This is a genomic window from Burkholderia sp. MSMB617WGS (genome assembly GCF_001532025.2).
GTDB lineage: Bacteria > Pseudomonadota > Gammaproteobacteria > Burkholderiales > Burkholderiaceae > Burkholderia > Burkholderia savannae.
In genome coordinates this window covers 3,372,376-3,386,291 of the sequence record NZ_CP013457.1, presented here as the reverse complement: position 1 = coordinate 3,386,291, position 13,916 = coordinate 3,372,376, and the positions used below count along the sequence as shown (strand labels likewise).

Annotated in this window: 8 protein-coding genes and 2 pseudogenes; 5 read left to right on the top strand and 5 right to left on the bottom strand. The window is 68.8% G+C overall.

Translation table 11 applies throughout. The features are described 5' to 3' along the window. Window positions 1-139 precede the first annotated feature (139 nt). Entirely contained in the window at window positions 140-1,900 is a 1,761-nt protein-coding gene (locus tag WT60_RS16675; RefSeq protein WP_060355584.1) for a cholesterol oxidase substrate-binding domain-containing protein, read from the bottom strand. Window positions 1,901-2,428: 528 nt separating this feature from the next. After that, window positions 2,429-3,058 (bottom strand): annotated as a pseudogene (locus WT60_RS16670) (mandelate racemase); the annotation flags it as partial. A gap of 301 nt (window positions 3,059-3,359) precedes the next feature. Here WT60_RS16670 and mnmH point away from each other — a divergent pair. Then, a complete protein-coding gene (gene mnmH, locus WT60_RS16665; protein WP_038748864.1) occupies window positions 3,360-4,424 on the top strand; it encodes a tRNA 2-selenouridine(34) synthase MnmH in 1,065 nt (354 codons plus the stop codon). Window positions 4,425-4,743: 319 nt separating this feature from the next. On the opposite strand, the gene WT60_RS16660 is transcribed toward mnmH, so the two are convergent. After that, window positions 4,744-4,935 carry a hypothetical protein gene (locus WT60_RS16660; protein ID WP_059669625.1) on the bottom strand — a complete coding sequence of 64 codons (192 nt, stop codon included), beginning with the start codon at window positions 4,933-4,935 and terminating at the stop codon, window positions 4,744-4,746. A 485-nt stretch (window positions 4,936-5,420) separates the two neighbouring features. Then, a pseudogene (locus WT60_RS35220) lies at window positions 5,421-6,083 on the bottom strand (sulfonate ABC transporter permease); the annotation flags it as partial. 311 nt (window positions 6,084-6,394) lie between these two features. On the opposite strand from WT60_RS35220, the gene WT60_RS16650 reads away from it, so the two are divergent. From WT60_RS16650 to WT60_RS16635, 4 genes are all read left to right on the top strand, one after another. Next, complete coding sequence (locus WT60_RS16650) at window positions 6,395-7,714, top strand: erythromycin esterase family protein (RefSeq protein ID WP_038748868.1); 1,320 nt, start codon at window positions 6,395-6,397, stop codon at window positions 7,712-7,714. Window positions 7,715-7,738: 24 nt separating this feature from the next. Next, complete coding sequence (locus WT60_RS16645) at window positions 7,739-8,416, top strand: alpha/beta family hydrolase (protein WP_038748949.1); 678 nt, start codon at window positions 7,739-7,741, stop codon at window positions 8,414-8,416. Next, complete coding sequence (locus WT60_RS16640; RefSeq protein ID WP_038748870.1) at window positions 8,413-9,771, top strand: nicotinate phosphoribosyltransferase; 1,359 nt, start codon at window positions 8,413-8,415, stop codon at window positions 9,769-9,771. The genes WT60_RS16645 and WT60_RS16640 overlap by 4 nt, the downstream gene beginning before the upstream one ends. Before the next feature lie 116 nt (window positions 9,772-9,887). Beyond that, window positions 9,888-10,583, top strand: a complete 696-nt coding sequence (locus tag WT60_RS16635; protein WP_038748871.1) for a phosphoribosyltransferase — start codon at window positions 9,888-9,890, stop codon at window positions 10,581-10,583. Window positions 10,584-10,644: 61 nt separating this feature from the next. On the opposite strand, the gene WT60_RS16630 is transcribed toward WT60_RS16635, so the two are convergent. Continuing rightward, window positions 10,645-13,725 carry a transglycosylase domain-containing protein gene (locus WT60_RS16630; protein WP_038748873.1) on the bottom strand — a complete coding sequence of 1,027 codons (3,081 nt, stop codon included), beginning with the start codon at window positions 13,723-13,725 and terminating at the stop codon, window positions 10,645-10,647. Window positions 13,726-13,916 lie beyond the last annotated feature (191 nt).

The window sequence follows — 13,916 nt, the reverse complement described above, 5'->3', positions numbered from 1 at the left end:
TTTCCTCGCGTTGTTCTTGTATGACGGAAATATGACAGACCGCTATCGGCACCGAAAATAATAAAAATTCCGCTTTTTATTTTGTTTGGTCATAAGCGGGCCGCGGCGCGGTGCGGCGGGCTGCGGGCCGCTTGCCGCGTCAGCGCAGCAGCCGGTCGAGGAGCGGCGACGAGAACACGCGGCGCGGATCGTAGCGGTCGAGCGTGCGCAGCGCCGCGTCCCAGTTGTCGTCGGAAGGCAGCCCCTGCCGGAATAGATCCGGAATCGTCGCGCCGATCATCGTGTCGTCGCTCCAGGCGGCGGAGCTCGTGTAGCCCCAGCCCTTGGACCACTCCGGCCGCACGGTCGCGTAGCCGCCGCTGTAGTTCGACAGCATCCACTGCTCGATGTCGCGATAGAAGCGGTTCGCGTCGGGCGTGCCCGGCAACGTCAGGATGTCGAACCAGATTGCGACGTCCCAGTCGGGATGGTCGGGCCGTGGCCGGAGCGCGGACAGCGACGGCGCCGTCGCGCCCGGAGCGACTTCGTCCGGCGAATCGACGCCCGTCACGCGAATCTCGACGGGGCCGTTCATCGGATAGCTGCCGGCCGCGCGATAGTCGGCGATCCGCTGCCGATACGCGCCGACGAACTCGTTGATCGCGCGCTGCACGTTCGCGCGGCTCGTCAGCACCGCATAGCCGTTCGCGGTCACGCGCAGCGTCGTCGGCCGCACGTAGTTCAGCACCGTGCGCGACCACCCCCAGAGATTCGTCGCCGGCGCGAACGGGTTAGTCAGGCCGAGACACGTGATCGCGTATAGCGTCTTGCCGAACAGCGGCGTCAGCTGGAATTCGCCGTTCAACACGATGCGGCTCACCAGATCGGACAATTCCCTCGGTAGCGAATCGGAGAACGGATAGTTGTACGGCTGATCGACGGCGCGCGCGCCGGCCGGTCGGTTCGGCCGGACGCTCCAGACTTTCAGCCACGGAGCGCCGGTGAACGGATACCAGATCGCTTCGATGCGGCCCGAGCGCCGCAGGAACGATTCGACGGTTCGGCCTCGCGCGCCCGCGCGGGCGAACAGCTCGGATGCGGGGATATCGACGAAGCTCTCGCATTGCAGCCGCTGATTCGCGCCCGCCTGCAGCGTCGCTTCGACGATGAACGCGCGGCCGACGTGCGCGAGGAACGGGCCGATGTCCGGATCGGTCCGCTCGAACGTGCGCAGTGCGTAACGGCCCGACGACGCGTCGTGAACCACCGCGGTCAGCGACAGCACCGCGTTGCTGAGCGAGCCGTACGTGTGCCCCGGCAGCCGCGTTTCGCCCGCGGCCGGCAGCGCGGTGCCGTGCGCGCCGATCGCGAGCGCACCGCCGAGCGTGATGTCGCCGGGCGCGGGAAACGCCGTCATGCCGAGCCCGTACTGCTCGAGCGTCGCGAGCAGCGCGTCCATCGACACGCCCGCCTGCGCGGTGACGCGCGCGGGCGTCGTCGACGCGTCGACCGACACCGCCGTCAGATGCTTGGTCGTGTCGACGAGCAACACGCGGGCGTTCGCATCGTTCGCCGCGACCGCGAGCGGCGACCAGTTGTGCATGTGGCCGAGCGCTCGCGCGCGATAGCCGTGCTGCGCCGCCCAGTTGACGATCGCGACGACGTCGGCGGGCGTCGCGGGCGCCGCCGTCCACAGGTTCGCGACGGCGATTTCGCCGCTCCAGTTGCGAAACGCCTGCTTGTAGAGCGCGATGTCGGCGGGGAAATTCGGCGGCGTCGAGCCGGCGGGCTGCGCGTGCGCGGGAATCGGCCGGATCGGCGTCCATCCGGCGACGACGCCCGCGCCGGCGAGACGCGCGAGATCGCCGAGAAACGCGCGGCGACGAAGATGCGGCGTCGGGTCTCCATGGATCTTTTTCATGGTCTTCTCGAAATATTATTTATTGCGTAATAAAGGAGCGAAACGTTGGAGTGAGCCGTAATGCGTTTCCCTCTTCGACCACGTGCTTTTTGTTCGATACGCGTTATTGTTTTTGAAAAGATCGTTGTTGCTCGCTCGGAAGCCATTGGATGATAGGCGCCGAGGCAGGTGCGTCAAGCGGATCGGCGCGGCGATAGCGCGGACGGAAAAAAAGGCGGATGGCGAGATGGCGGGGCGGTGCGACGCGCCGTCGCGACCACACGAGCGAGCGGATCGCCGTGCGTTTTCAACCGCTCGCCGGCGCGGACGCGAAGCGCCCGACGAGCACGCCGGCGGCGATGCCGATCGATGCCTGCACGCGGTGCGCCGAAAGCGGTTTCCACGGCGCGCCGCGGAACTTCGGAATCCGCACGGTTGTCTGCCCGCGACGCTGGCGTTCGCCGTGCCGCGCTTCGAATGCTTCGAACGTTTCGAATGGTTCGAGTACGTCAAGCGCCTCGAATGCTTCGCCCACGTCACGCGCGACGCGGCGAGCTTCTGGCCGTCGCCGAGCAAGGAGAGCGCCGCGTCGATCCGGCGCAGGTCGTCGTCGAGCGCCGCGCCGCCGATCTTCTTCTTGACGACCGTATAGCCGCGGTCGAGGTCGCTGCGCATCTCGTCCTTCAGCTTGCCGAGATCCCGGCCGAGGTAGTAGTAGCCCCCCGCCGCACAGACGAACACCTTGCGGTTCGGCGTGCCGTCGCCGTGGCGTTCGGCGAGCAGGCGAAAGAGCGGCTTGTCCTCGATCTTCGCGACCGCGTCCCACTCGGCCACGGCGAGCGTGCCGATCGCGACGGCGCGCTCGCCGTGGCCGCCCTGCTTCTCGTTCGCGAAGAGCGCCGCCTAGATCCGGTGCGGATCAAGATTGTCGCGCGCGTCGTCGACGAGGCTCGCGGGGGCGGCGTCGAGCAGGCGGGCAATGAAGCGCTCGCGCAGCAGCATGCGCTGGCCGTAGCGGCTGTTCGAGTTGAAGCCGTGGCCGGCGACGGGCTTGTCGTCGCGGACGACGTCGGTGATCACGGCGACGACGCTCGGCGTCATCTTGCTGAAGTCGATATACGCGTTGCGGCTCGGAGAACCGATCGATACGGCTTGCTCGCGGATGTCTACGATTCTCATCGCGTCTCCCGGGCGCATCGGCGGCCGATGCATCGTTGGCGAAGGCGTCGGGGCGCACTCGGGCCCGACGCACTAGGTTGGTCGCGCGAGCCGGGATTGGAATGAACCGCGAGTCACTTGGTTATTGACTTTTAGTGCAAGCCCATCAGAGCGACGGCCCGACGTTCTTCGTGCTCGTCGCGCGCCTGGGCCCGCCGGCGCCGGCGGGCGACACGCCTGCCGCCGCGTGAGGCGGCTGCCGCGCGTGAGATAATCGCCGCTCCATCGCCAACGATGATGCGGCCCCGCCGCGCCCGATACGTTGAATCTCCAGCCCGTTTCCATCGACCAGATCGACGATTTCGACGAGATCGTCGACGTCCGCACGCCGCTCGAGTATGCGGAGGACCATATTCCGGGCGCGCTGAACGCACCCGTCCTCAGCAACGAAGAGCGGGTGATCGTCGGCACAATGTACAAGCAGGTGTCGCCGTTCGAGGCGACGCGCGTCGGCGCGGCGATGGTCGCGCGCAACATCGCCGCGCATCTCGACACGACGTTCGCCGACCGCCCGCGCAACTGGCGGCCGCTCGTCTATTGCTGGCGCGGCGGCAAGCGCTCCGGATCGATGGCCGTCATGCTCAACATGATCGGCTGGCGCGCGCGGCAGCTCGACGGCGGCTACAAGGCGTACCGCCGCTCGGTCGTCGACGCGCTCGGCCGATTGCCCGCCGAGTTTCGTTACGTCGTCCTGACGGGGCACACCGGAAGCGGCAAAACCCGGCTGCTGCACGCGCTCGCGCAGGCGGGCGCGCAAACGCTCGATCTCGAAGCGCTCGCCGCGCACCGCGGCTCGCTGCTGGGCGCGCTGCCGAGCGGCGAGCAGCCGTCGCAAAAGGCGTTCGACACGGCGCTCGTCCGCGCGTTGCGCGGCTTCGCTCGCGAGCGGCCGGTGTTCATCGAGGCGGAGAGCCGGCGCATCGGCTCGATCACGTTGCCGCTCGCGCTGCTCGCCAGCATGCACGAGGCGGATTGCGTGAACGTCGAGACCCAGCGCGAAGAGCGCGTCGAGTTGCTGCTGCAGGATTACGGGCATCTGTTCGACCGGAGCGCGTTCTTCAAGGTGCAGCTCGAGAAGCTCGTGCCGCTGCACGGTCACGCGCGCATCCGCAAGTGGCACGAGATGCTCGACGAGGGGCGTCTTGGCGAGCTGTCCGAAGAGCTCGTCGACGTTCACTACGATCCCGCGTATGCGCGCAGCAGCCGCGAACATTTCGTTCGCCTGCCGCGGGCCGAGCATTTCCCGTTCAGGCCGACTGCGGCCGACGTCGTGGAGCAGGCGAGGGCGTTGCTCGCGCATCTCGACGCGATGAGCGCGAGCGTCTGACGCAGGCGGGATTGAGCGGAACGTGGCGCGGATCGCGCGCGAGTGCCGTTTGCAGGACGCTGCGCTGCGCGCGCCGAACGAGCGGGCTGCAGCCGCCGCGCATCGCATGGCGTGAATTCGCGAGCATCCGTTTGGACGGATGACGGCGCACATGCCGGCGCATATGCGCCGATCGAGCGATCAGCGATCCTGAACGACGAGATTCAAACGGCGATTCAAACGGCGATTCGAGCGCGCGTTCGAACGACGCATCGGCACGCATGCGCCCGATCGCCCGGCGCTTGCACGGCCGATTCTTTTCGAGCGCGGCCGGTGCCGCTTAATGCCCGATCGCATCGCCGCCGTCCGGTGGCGCGGGCTGCTCTCGCACGCCGCTCGCGATCGGCGCGCCTGACGCCGCATGCGTGTCCCGATGCTTGACGGCGTGCTCGACCGCATGCTGCGCGGCGGGCACGACGACGGTCGGAAAGATCGCCGCGAGGGCGACCCACAGCACCACACCTGCAACCATGATCGATCTCCGAAAGAGTCGCGCGGCGGCGACGTGCGCGTCGATGCAATCGATACGAATCGAGCCGCATGCGAGCGCATCCGTCGAGTGCATGGCGATGCGGAAGGCTGATGCACCGCTGCGGTGCGTGCGGCAAGAATCGCGTCGCGCATGCGTTGCACGGCACGGCACGGCGAACGCATCGATGGATCGGTGCGCACTCTCACGCAACCGCCGCGCTCGCCTCGGCATCGGGCGATCCGCGCGCGACGCACAGGCGCTGCGACTCGTTCGGCGCCACGCGCATGACGAGGTACTGCGATCACTGTACGAGCAACGCCGCCTCGGCTTTTGATCGAACTCAATCGGAGCGGACCTGACATCGCGCGGCGCGATGACGGGTGGATGTCGTGCGCTTAGTGCGTTTCGTGCGCGCCGCTCGCGGCGGCGGGCCGCGGGGCGCGGGGCGAGGGCGGTGTGCGTCGGCGTGGAGATGGCGTCGCCTGGTCGAGGCGGCTGCGGCGTTTCGCCATCGCGTAGAGCGGCCGCGATGTCAGACGATTCGTCGCGATCGCGAGGCGCGACATCGCGGCGGCGTCGCGCGCGATTCGCGGATAGTCGCCGGCAAGCGGTCGCGCGCGCGACGGATGCGCTGGGTCCGGTGGCGCCGCACGTCGTCGATCCTTGGCCGACGAGCCTTCGCCCGATGCTCGCATTGCATGCGCGGCCCGATGCGGTGATCGCGCTCGTCACGCGGTACGGCAGGACGCCGGGCGGCGCGACCGCGCGCCGCCAAGCGGGCGGGCGCACGCGCAAGCTCGCCGCCGCCTGTTTCGGATCGTCGGGAAACGCGGTCGGGCCGGCGAATCGCGTTGGACAGGATGCACCGCCGCGTGCCGAGAATTATCGGCGGGCCGAGCCGAAAAGCGGGCGCGAGCCCGACGCGCACGATCGCGAATGCCGCGAGCGCGAACAGCCGGTTCGCGGGGAATGCGGCGGGAAATCACGCGTTCGGTTACGCAAGCGCGGTCGCGCGCGGCCGCGGCCGGACCGGCGCGCCCGCCGCTGCCCGGACGACCGTCGCGACGCCGATCGGCGCGAGCATGAGCACGAGCACGCGCGAGCCTCGGTGCGCCGTTACGCGCGCCGTCGCCGACGTCGGATCACGACGCGCGCGCCCGACTTGCATCAGCGGCATCGAAGCGCCGTTCTCCGGAACGTCGCGCGCTTGCGAAATGACGCGAACGCATGCGTGTAGATCGGGTTATTCGCACTGCAACTTCTGCGCAGAGCGCGTAAATTGAAAGAGACGCGTCGCGCTCGAGCGACGGCGTGACCGTGGCGGCGAGCGTTGACTCAACGCAACGTTTCGGCGAAACCGCGGTCGAGAATGATCGGATCAGCCGCTCTGTGCGGCGTCGCGCGACGGCCTGTCGCGAACGGCGCGCACGCCCGGGCTGCGGTCGTCCGGAGACGATTCATGCATCCTGCGAAGACGCCCTTTCTCGCCGTGCGCGATCTCGCTCGCCCGCTGCGCGGCGACGCGGGGGATTTCGACGAATTGATCGACATCGCGAACGACGCCGATGTGGTGCTGCTCGGCGAGGCGACGCACGGCACGCACGAGTTCTATCGGATGCGCGCGCAGATCACCGCGCGCCTGATCGACGAATGCGGTTTCGACACCATTGCGATCGAAGGCGACTGGCCCGATGCGTGGCGCGTGAATCGCTACGTGCAGGGCGACGCCGCGATCGGCGGCGTCGACGCGGCGCTCGCGGACTTTACGCGTTTTCCCGCATGGATGTGGCGCAATCGCCCGATGCGCGAATTCGTCGGCTGGATGCGCGATCACAACGCGACGCTGCCGCGCGAATCGCGGGCGGGCGTCTACGGGCTCGATCTGTACAGCCTGTACCGCTCGGCCGATGCGGTGATCCGCTATCTCGACGACGTCGATCCCGATGAGGCCGAATTCGCGCGGCGGCGCTACGCGGCGCTCGATCACGTGCGCGAGCCGGGGGCGTACGGCTACGCGGTCGCCACGGGCGCGCGGCCGGCCGCCACCGTCGACGCGGTCGCGCAACTGCTGCGGCTGCGCGCGAACGAGGCGGCGTATCTCGCGCAGGACGGCATCGACGCGCTCGATGCGCAGTTCTTCGCCGAGCGCAACGCGCAGGTCGTCGTCAACGCCGAAACCTATTACCGCGCGATGTTCGGGCCGCGCGCGAACACGTGGAATCTGCGCGATTCGCACATGCGCGACACGCTTTTCGCGCTGCGCCGCTACCGCGCGCGTCGCGGCGGCACGGGGCGCGCGGTCGTCTGGGCGCACAACTCGCACGTCGGCGACGCGCGCGCGACCGAGATGCACCTGCGCGGCGAATGGACGCTCGGCCAGCTCGTGCGCGAGTCGCTCGGCGAGCGCGCGCTGTCGATCGGCTTCACCGCCTACACGGGCCACGTGTCGGCCGCGTCGCAATGGGACGGCGACGTCGAACAGAAATGGATGCGCCCCGCGCTGTCCGACAGCTACGAACGCCTCTTTTATACGACCGGGCTCGACCGTTTCTTCCTGCCGCTGCGCGAGATCGTCGCGCAGCCGCTCGGCGAAGCGCTGCTCGAGCGCGCGATCGGCGTGATCTATCTGCCGCGGACGGAGCGCGACAGCCACTATTTCATGTCGTCGATCACGGGGCAGTTCGATGCGCTGTTCCATCTCGACGAAACGAGCCCGCTCGAACCGCTCGCGCCGCCCGATGCGTGGCATCCGCGCGAAGAGCCGGTGTCCGCGCCGTGACGGCGGCGCGACGTGGAGATGACGATGCAGATTCAGGAAGTACGGATACCTCTCGGAAAGGTCGAATTGAACGGCATACTCGCGACGCCCGAGCATGCGTCGGGAATCGTCGTGTTCGCGCACGGCAGCGGCAGCAGCCGGTTGAGCCCGCGCAATCAGGAGGTCGCGGCGGTGCTGCAGCGCGCGGGTCTCGCGACGCTCCTGTTCGATCTGCTGACGATCGAGGAGCAGCGGCGCGACGCGGTCACGGCCGAGTACCGGTTCGCGATCGCGTTCCTCGCGCGCCGGCTCGTGAGCGCGCTCGACTGGCTGCGCGAGCGGCGCGACGTCGGCGAGTTGCCCGTCGGCCTGTTCGGCGCGAGCACGGGCGCGGCGGCGGCGCTGATCGCGGCGAACGCGCGCGGGCGTGTCGTGCGCGCGGTCGTCTCGCGCGGCGGCCGTCCCGATCTCGCGGGCGACGCGCTGCCGCGCGTGCGCGTGCCGACACTGCTCATCGTCGGCGAGCGCGACGAGGAGGTGATCCGCCTCAACCGCCTCGCGGCCGGCTGGCTCATCGGCGAGTCGAAGCTCGTCGTCGTGCCGGGCGCGACGCATCTGTTCGAGGAGCCGGGCACGCTCGACGAAGTCGCGCGCGTCGCGGCGGATTGGTTCGTCGCGCATCTGCCCGAAGACCGGGATGCGCACAAGAGGCATCGAAGATGACGAAACCCGTTCGCGACGGCGCGCTGCTGACCGACCTGTACGAATTCACGATGCTGCAGTCGTACTTCGACTGCGGCATGAACGACGCGGCGACGTTTGAGTTCTTCGTGCGCAAGCTGCCCGCGCATCGCAATTTCCTGATGGCGGCGGGCCTCGAACAGGTGCTCGACTATCTCGCCGACCTGAAGCTCGACGCCGGCGAGATCGAGGGGCTGGCGAGCACGGGGCTCTTCAGCGACCGGTTTCTCGCGTCGCTCGAATCGCTGCGCTTCACGGGCTCGGTCCGCGCGATGCGCGAAGGCACGCTGTTCTTCGTCGACGAGCCGATCCTGCAGATCACCGCGCCGATGCGCGAGGCGCAGCTGATCGAAAGCCGCGTGATGAACCTGCTGCACTACGAATCGATCGTCGCGAGCAAGGCGGCGCGCGCGGTGCTCGCGGCGCCGGGCAAGACGCTCGTCGATTTCGGCCTGCGCCGCGCGCACGGCGCGGAGGCGGCGCTGCTGTCGGCGCGCGCGAGCTACGTCGCGGGCTTCACCGGCACCGCGACCTTGCTCGCCGGCTTGCGCTACGGCATTCCGGTGTACGGCACGATGGCGCATTCGTACGTGCAGGCGCACGCCGGCGAGTCGCTCGCGTTCGAGCATTTCGCGCGCTCGTTTCCACGCAACGCGATGCTGCTGATCGACACGTACGACACCGAAGCGGCTGCGTACAAGGTGATCGACGTCGCGAAGAAGCTCGCGCGCGACGGCATCGAAGTGAAGGGCGTGCGGCTCGACAGCGGCGATCTCGCGCAGCACGCGATGCGCGTGCGCGCAATTCTCGACCGGGCGGGGCTCGATCGCGTGACGATCTTCGCGAGCGGCAATCTCGACGAATACAAGCTCGAAGAGCTGATCGGCAAGGGTGCGCCGATCGACGGCTTCGGCGTCGGCACGCGAATGAACACGTCGGCGGACGCGCCGTACGCGGACTGCGCGTACAAGCTGACCGAATATGCGGGCGTGCCGCGCCGCAAGCGCTCGGAGGGCAAGGCGACGTGGCCCGGGCGCAAGCAGGTGTACCGCCGCTATCGCGACGACGGCGTCATCGACGGCGACAGCCTCGCGCTCGCCGACGAAGCGCATCCGGGCGGCGCGCTTCTCGAGCCGTTCGTGATCGACGGCGAGCGCGTCGCGCCGCTGCCGAGCCTTGCCGGCATTCGCGCGCACGCGAGCAAGGAGCTCGGCGCGCTGCCCGCGGCGCTGCGCGATCTCACGCACGCGGCCGAGTATCCGGTCGCCGTGACCGACGCGTTGATCGCGCTCGCGCAGCGGATCGACGCGCGCACGGCGAGCGAAGCGCGCGCATAGCGCGACGCGCGGGCCTGCGCGCATTGCGCGTGGACGCGAATCCTTGCATGCGTCGGCATGCATTCGAACGAGCCGCGGCATGACGACTTCGTGCGCGTCGCGGCGAAGGAGGCGTGATGAACGATTATTTTCGCGATCGCGTCGATGCCGGCCGGCAGCTTGCCGCGCATCTCGCCGATTATGCGAACCGCAGCGACGTCATCGTGCTCGCGCTGCCGCGCGGCGGCGTGCCGGTCGCGTTCGAGGTTGCGAAGGCGCTGCGCGTGAAGCTCGACGTGCTGATCGTGCGGAAGCTCGGCGCGCCCGGCAATCCGGAGCTCGCGATGGGCGCGATCGCGACGGGCGGCGTCGTGCAGCTGGAGCGGTCGGTGCTGCACGCGATGCACGTGAGCGATCGCGAGCTCGCCGACACGATCGAGCGCGAGCGCACCGAGCTCGCGAGGCGCGAGGCCGCGTATCGCGGCCGCCGCGCGCCGCCCGACGTCGAGGGCCGCACCGTGATCGTCGTCGACGACGGCATCGCGACGGGCTCGACGATGCTCGCCGCGCTCGAAGCGATGCGCGCGCACAAGCCGGCGAAGCTCGTCGCGGCGGTGCCCGTCGCGTCGCCGAGCAGCGCGGAGAAGGTCGAGGAGGTCGCGGACGCCGTCGTCTGCGTGATGCGGCCGGACTGGCTGATGGGCATCGGTCAGTTCTATCGGAATTTCGACCAGACGAGCGACGACGAGGTGCGCGAGCTGCTCGGCCGCGCGAGCGAGTGGGAATGGTCGGGCGCGGACGGCGCGCCGACGCCGGACGCGGGCCCGTTCTGAGCGCGGCTGGCCGCGCGGCGTCGAGCCGGCGTTCGATCGATCGAACGCGCATCGCGTGCGCTCAGCCCGCGGCGGCGGCCTTACTGCCCACGTCGTTCGCACCCGGCTCGGCGGGCGCTTTCAGCAGCGGCTGCAGCGCCGGCGCGAGCGTCTTCAGCAACTGCACCGCCATCGCGCTCGTGAAATCGTAGCGCGCCGCGTACGGCTCGTGAACGTACGCGGTCAGCACGCCGAAGAACCGATCGTCGATCGAGAACGCGAACGTCGCGCTGCGATTGACCTTGCGCGATTCGATGAGGCGCGCGCCGCGCGCGTACACGTTGAAGCGCTGGTCGCCCGTGCCCGTCTTGCCGTACACGGGCAGCGTCGGGCCGTTCGGGAACGCGAGCCCCTGCGCGAGGCGGCGGCCCGTGCCCTTCTGCACGACGTCGCCGAGCAGCGCGTGCACCTGGTTCGAGATTTCCGGCGACAGCAGCGGCTGCGGCGGCGCGGCGGCGCGCACGAAGCGCGTCTCGTACGGCGTGCCGGCCGCGAACTCGAGCGACGAGATCCGCTCGTTCGGCACCTTCTCGCCGTTGTTCGCGATCAGGCCGACGAGCTTCGCGAGCGCGGCCGGCTGATCGCCCGATGCGCCGATCGCCGCCGCGTACGACGGCGTCAGGTGATCGAACGGGTAGCCTAGCGCGCGCCACGATTGCCCGATCTCGTCGTACGCGCGCAGCTCGACCATCCGCTTGATGCGGCGGTCCTGCGTCGCGTGGTAGCGCGTCTTGAAGAGCCACGAGTACGACGTGATCCGCGCGTCGCGGCTCGCCTTCTGCACGTTGTCGAGCGATGCGTCCGGATGCTTGCGCAGATACGCGAGCGTCCACAGCGCGAGCGGGTGCACGCCCGCGATGTAGCCGCGGTCGTTCAGGTTGAAGCGGTCGATCGCGTACTTCGTGTAGAGCTTGTCGAGCGCGTCGTCCGACAGCTTCTCGGCGGCCGGCGTGCCGTGCAGCGTCGCGCGCATTTTCGCGTCGAACCACGGGCGCGGCGCTTCGGGCGCGACGCTGCGCAGCACCGTCGCGACGCGCGGCGGCGACTTGCGCACGTTGTCGAGCATCGCGGCGAGCGCGTCGTCGTCGGGCTTGCCCGCGTATTTCGTATAGAAGCGCTTCACGTACACGCGGCTCTCCGCATCGACGAAGCGCATCAGATAGCGCTGGCGCTGCGCGGGATCGTCGAGCCACGACGTCGACGGCCCGCTCGTGCGGATCATCTCGTAATGGACGATGTCGCGCATCAGCCGCACGAACACGAGGTTCACCGAGTTCTGGAACGCGACGTGCACGGTCAGTATCCGGCCGTTGTCGGATTTCTCGAAGTTCGTGAAGCTCTGCGCGCCGCCGCCCGTGTAGAACGTCTCGCCAGGACTCGCCGAATACTTGCGCTCGACGGACGCGGCGAGCATCGCCTGCAGCGAACGATCGTGCGTATGCGCGAGATAGTCGAGCGCCCAGCGCGTGAGCGCGTCGGTCGGATCGGGCTTCACCTTCGCGAGCTCGGCGGCGCTCATGCCCGCGTAGCGCGCGTGCAGCTCGGAGACGATCTGCAGATACGTGACGATCGTGCGCAGCTTCGCGGTCGAGCCGAGATTCAGGCGCGCGCCCTGGTTGATGTCGAACGGCTGATCGACGCTGTCGGTTTGCACGCGCAGGAGGTTCGCGCCGTTGCGTCGTTCGTACAGCGTGAAGCTGTACAGGATCTTCGACGGATCGTCGCCGGCGCGCAGCATCTCGAAGCCGTAGAGGCCGGCTTCGCGCGCGCCGTCGCGCGTCGCCGCGCGCGCGAGGCCCGCCGCGACCGCCTGCTGCACCTTGTTGTTCAGCGTATCGGTCGCGCGCAGGTCGAGGCGGTCGAGCTGATAGACGTTGTCGATGCCGAGCGCGCCGAGCAGGTGCGAGCGCGCGGACGTCACCGCCTTGCGCGTGACGAACGATTGCGCATCGGGCGCGGCGGGCGGCGCGCTGCGCTCGATGCGCGCGGCGAGCGCGGCGTCGCGCAGCGCGGGTGAGATCACGCCGCCCGTCGCGACGAGGCGCAGGTAGCTGTCGGTGAGCCGCTGCAGCGTCGGGAAGCCGCTGTTCAAAAAGTACGACGGCGCGCGCTGCGCGATCATCAGCGACAGCATCTGCCGGAATGCGACGCCTTGCGCTTCGACGTTGTCGGGCGTCGTCGGCGCGGCGAGCAGCCGGTTCACTTCGTCGAAGTCGCGGCCGTACCACGCGGCGAGGCCGTCGCCGATGCCGGTGATTTCGCCCACGCGCGCGCGCGCGGCGAGCGGCACCGAGTTCAGGTAGTGGACGACGATCGCGTGGCGCGCGGCCATCGTTTGCGGGCCGTTCAGATACGCGCGCACGGATGCCGACGCGATCTGCCGGAGCTTTTCGGGCGGCGTCGCCGTGCGGCCGTCGGGCGAGTGGCGGAACTTCTCGAGCTGCGTCGCGAGCGTGCTGCCGCCGGGCGTCGCCTGGCGGCGGTTCACGAAGCGCAGCCCCTGGTCGGCGAGCGCGCGGCTGAAGCGCCCCCAGTCGATCGCCGGGTTGCGGTTCGGCTGATTCGGGTCGAGCAAATAACGATCCTCGATGAAGAGGAGCGATTGCACGACGAGCGGCGGGATCGACTCGAAGCTGTCGTACACGCGGTGCGGATAGACGACGCCGAAGAGCGGCGAGCCCGTCGAATCGACGATCGACAGGCCGGCCTGGTCTTTTTCGCCGTACGGCAGGAACAGGCCGTCGTCGGCGAGCGACAGCATCCGGTCGGACGCGCGCGCCTGCGACGCGACGACGAAGCCGCGCGACAGCAGCCGCTGCTGGAACGACGGCAGCAGCGCATAGCCGAGCCGCAGGTCGTACGGGCCGTTTTCGGGGAAGCGGATGCGGTTGCTCGCGCCTTCGTCGACGCTGTAGCCGACGTCGCGGGTCAGTTCAGACAAGAAACGCGCCTGTAGCCGGGAGGTTTCGATCTCGATCTGAACGACGCGCGCGATGATCGCAAGCGCGACCACGATGATCGCGATCAACGACCATTTGAGCGCCTTCCAGAACGACAGGGTTCCGGTGGGGCGAAGGGGAATCCGAATCAGCGGCCGATTCATGGCGGCGTCTCCCGGAGAGCTGCGGCACTCGCCGAGCCCATTTCGCTTAGTTTAGTACCGAATTGTGGAAGCCACTGTACGGGTTGACTCTGAAAAACCACAGTGGGTGTGGAAACGTTTCCGTATGCGTCGCGCAGCTCGCGGCAGTGGCGGCGGCGATGTCCGGAAATGGTGCGGCGCGCACCGTTCGC

Bases quoted from the DNA above. Each gene is read 5' to 3' on its own strand.
- WT60_RS16645 (WP_038748949.1), top strand. From the start codon at position 7,739: ATGCAGATTCAGGAAGTACGGATACCTCTCGGAAAGGTCGAATTGAAC.
- WT60_RS16660 (WP_059669625.1), bottom strand. From the start codon at position 4,935: ATGGTTGCAGGTGTGGTGCTGTGGGTCGCCCTCGCGGCGATCTTTCCG.
- WT60_RS16640 (WP_038748870.1), top strand. From the start codon at position 8,413: ATGACGAAACCCGTTCGCGACGGCGCGCTGCTGACCGACCTGTACGAA.
- WT60_RS16675 (WP_060355584.1), bottom strand. From the start codon at position 1,900: ATGAAAAAGATCCATGGAGACCCGACGCCGCATCTTCGTCGCCGCGCG.
- WT60_RS16650 (WP_038748868.1), top strand. From the start codon at position 6,395: ATGCATCCTGCGAAGACGCCCTTTCTCGCCGTGCGCGATCTCGCTCGC.
- WT60_RS16635 (WP_038748871.1), top strand. From the start codon at position 9,888: ATGAACGATTATTTTCGCGATCGCGTCGATGCCGGCCGGCAGCTTGCC.
- WT60_RS16630 (WP_038748873.1), bottom strand. From the start codon at position 13,725: ATGAATCGGCCGCTGATTCGGATTCCCCTTCGCCCCACCGGAACCCTG.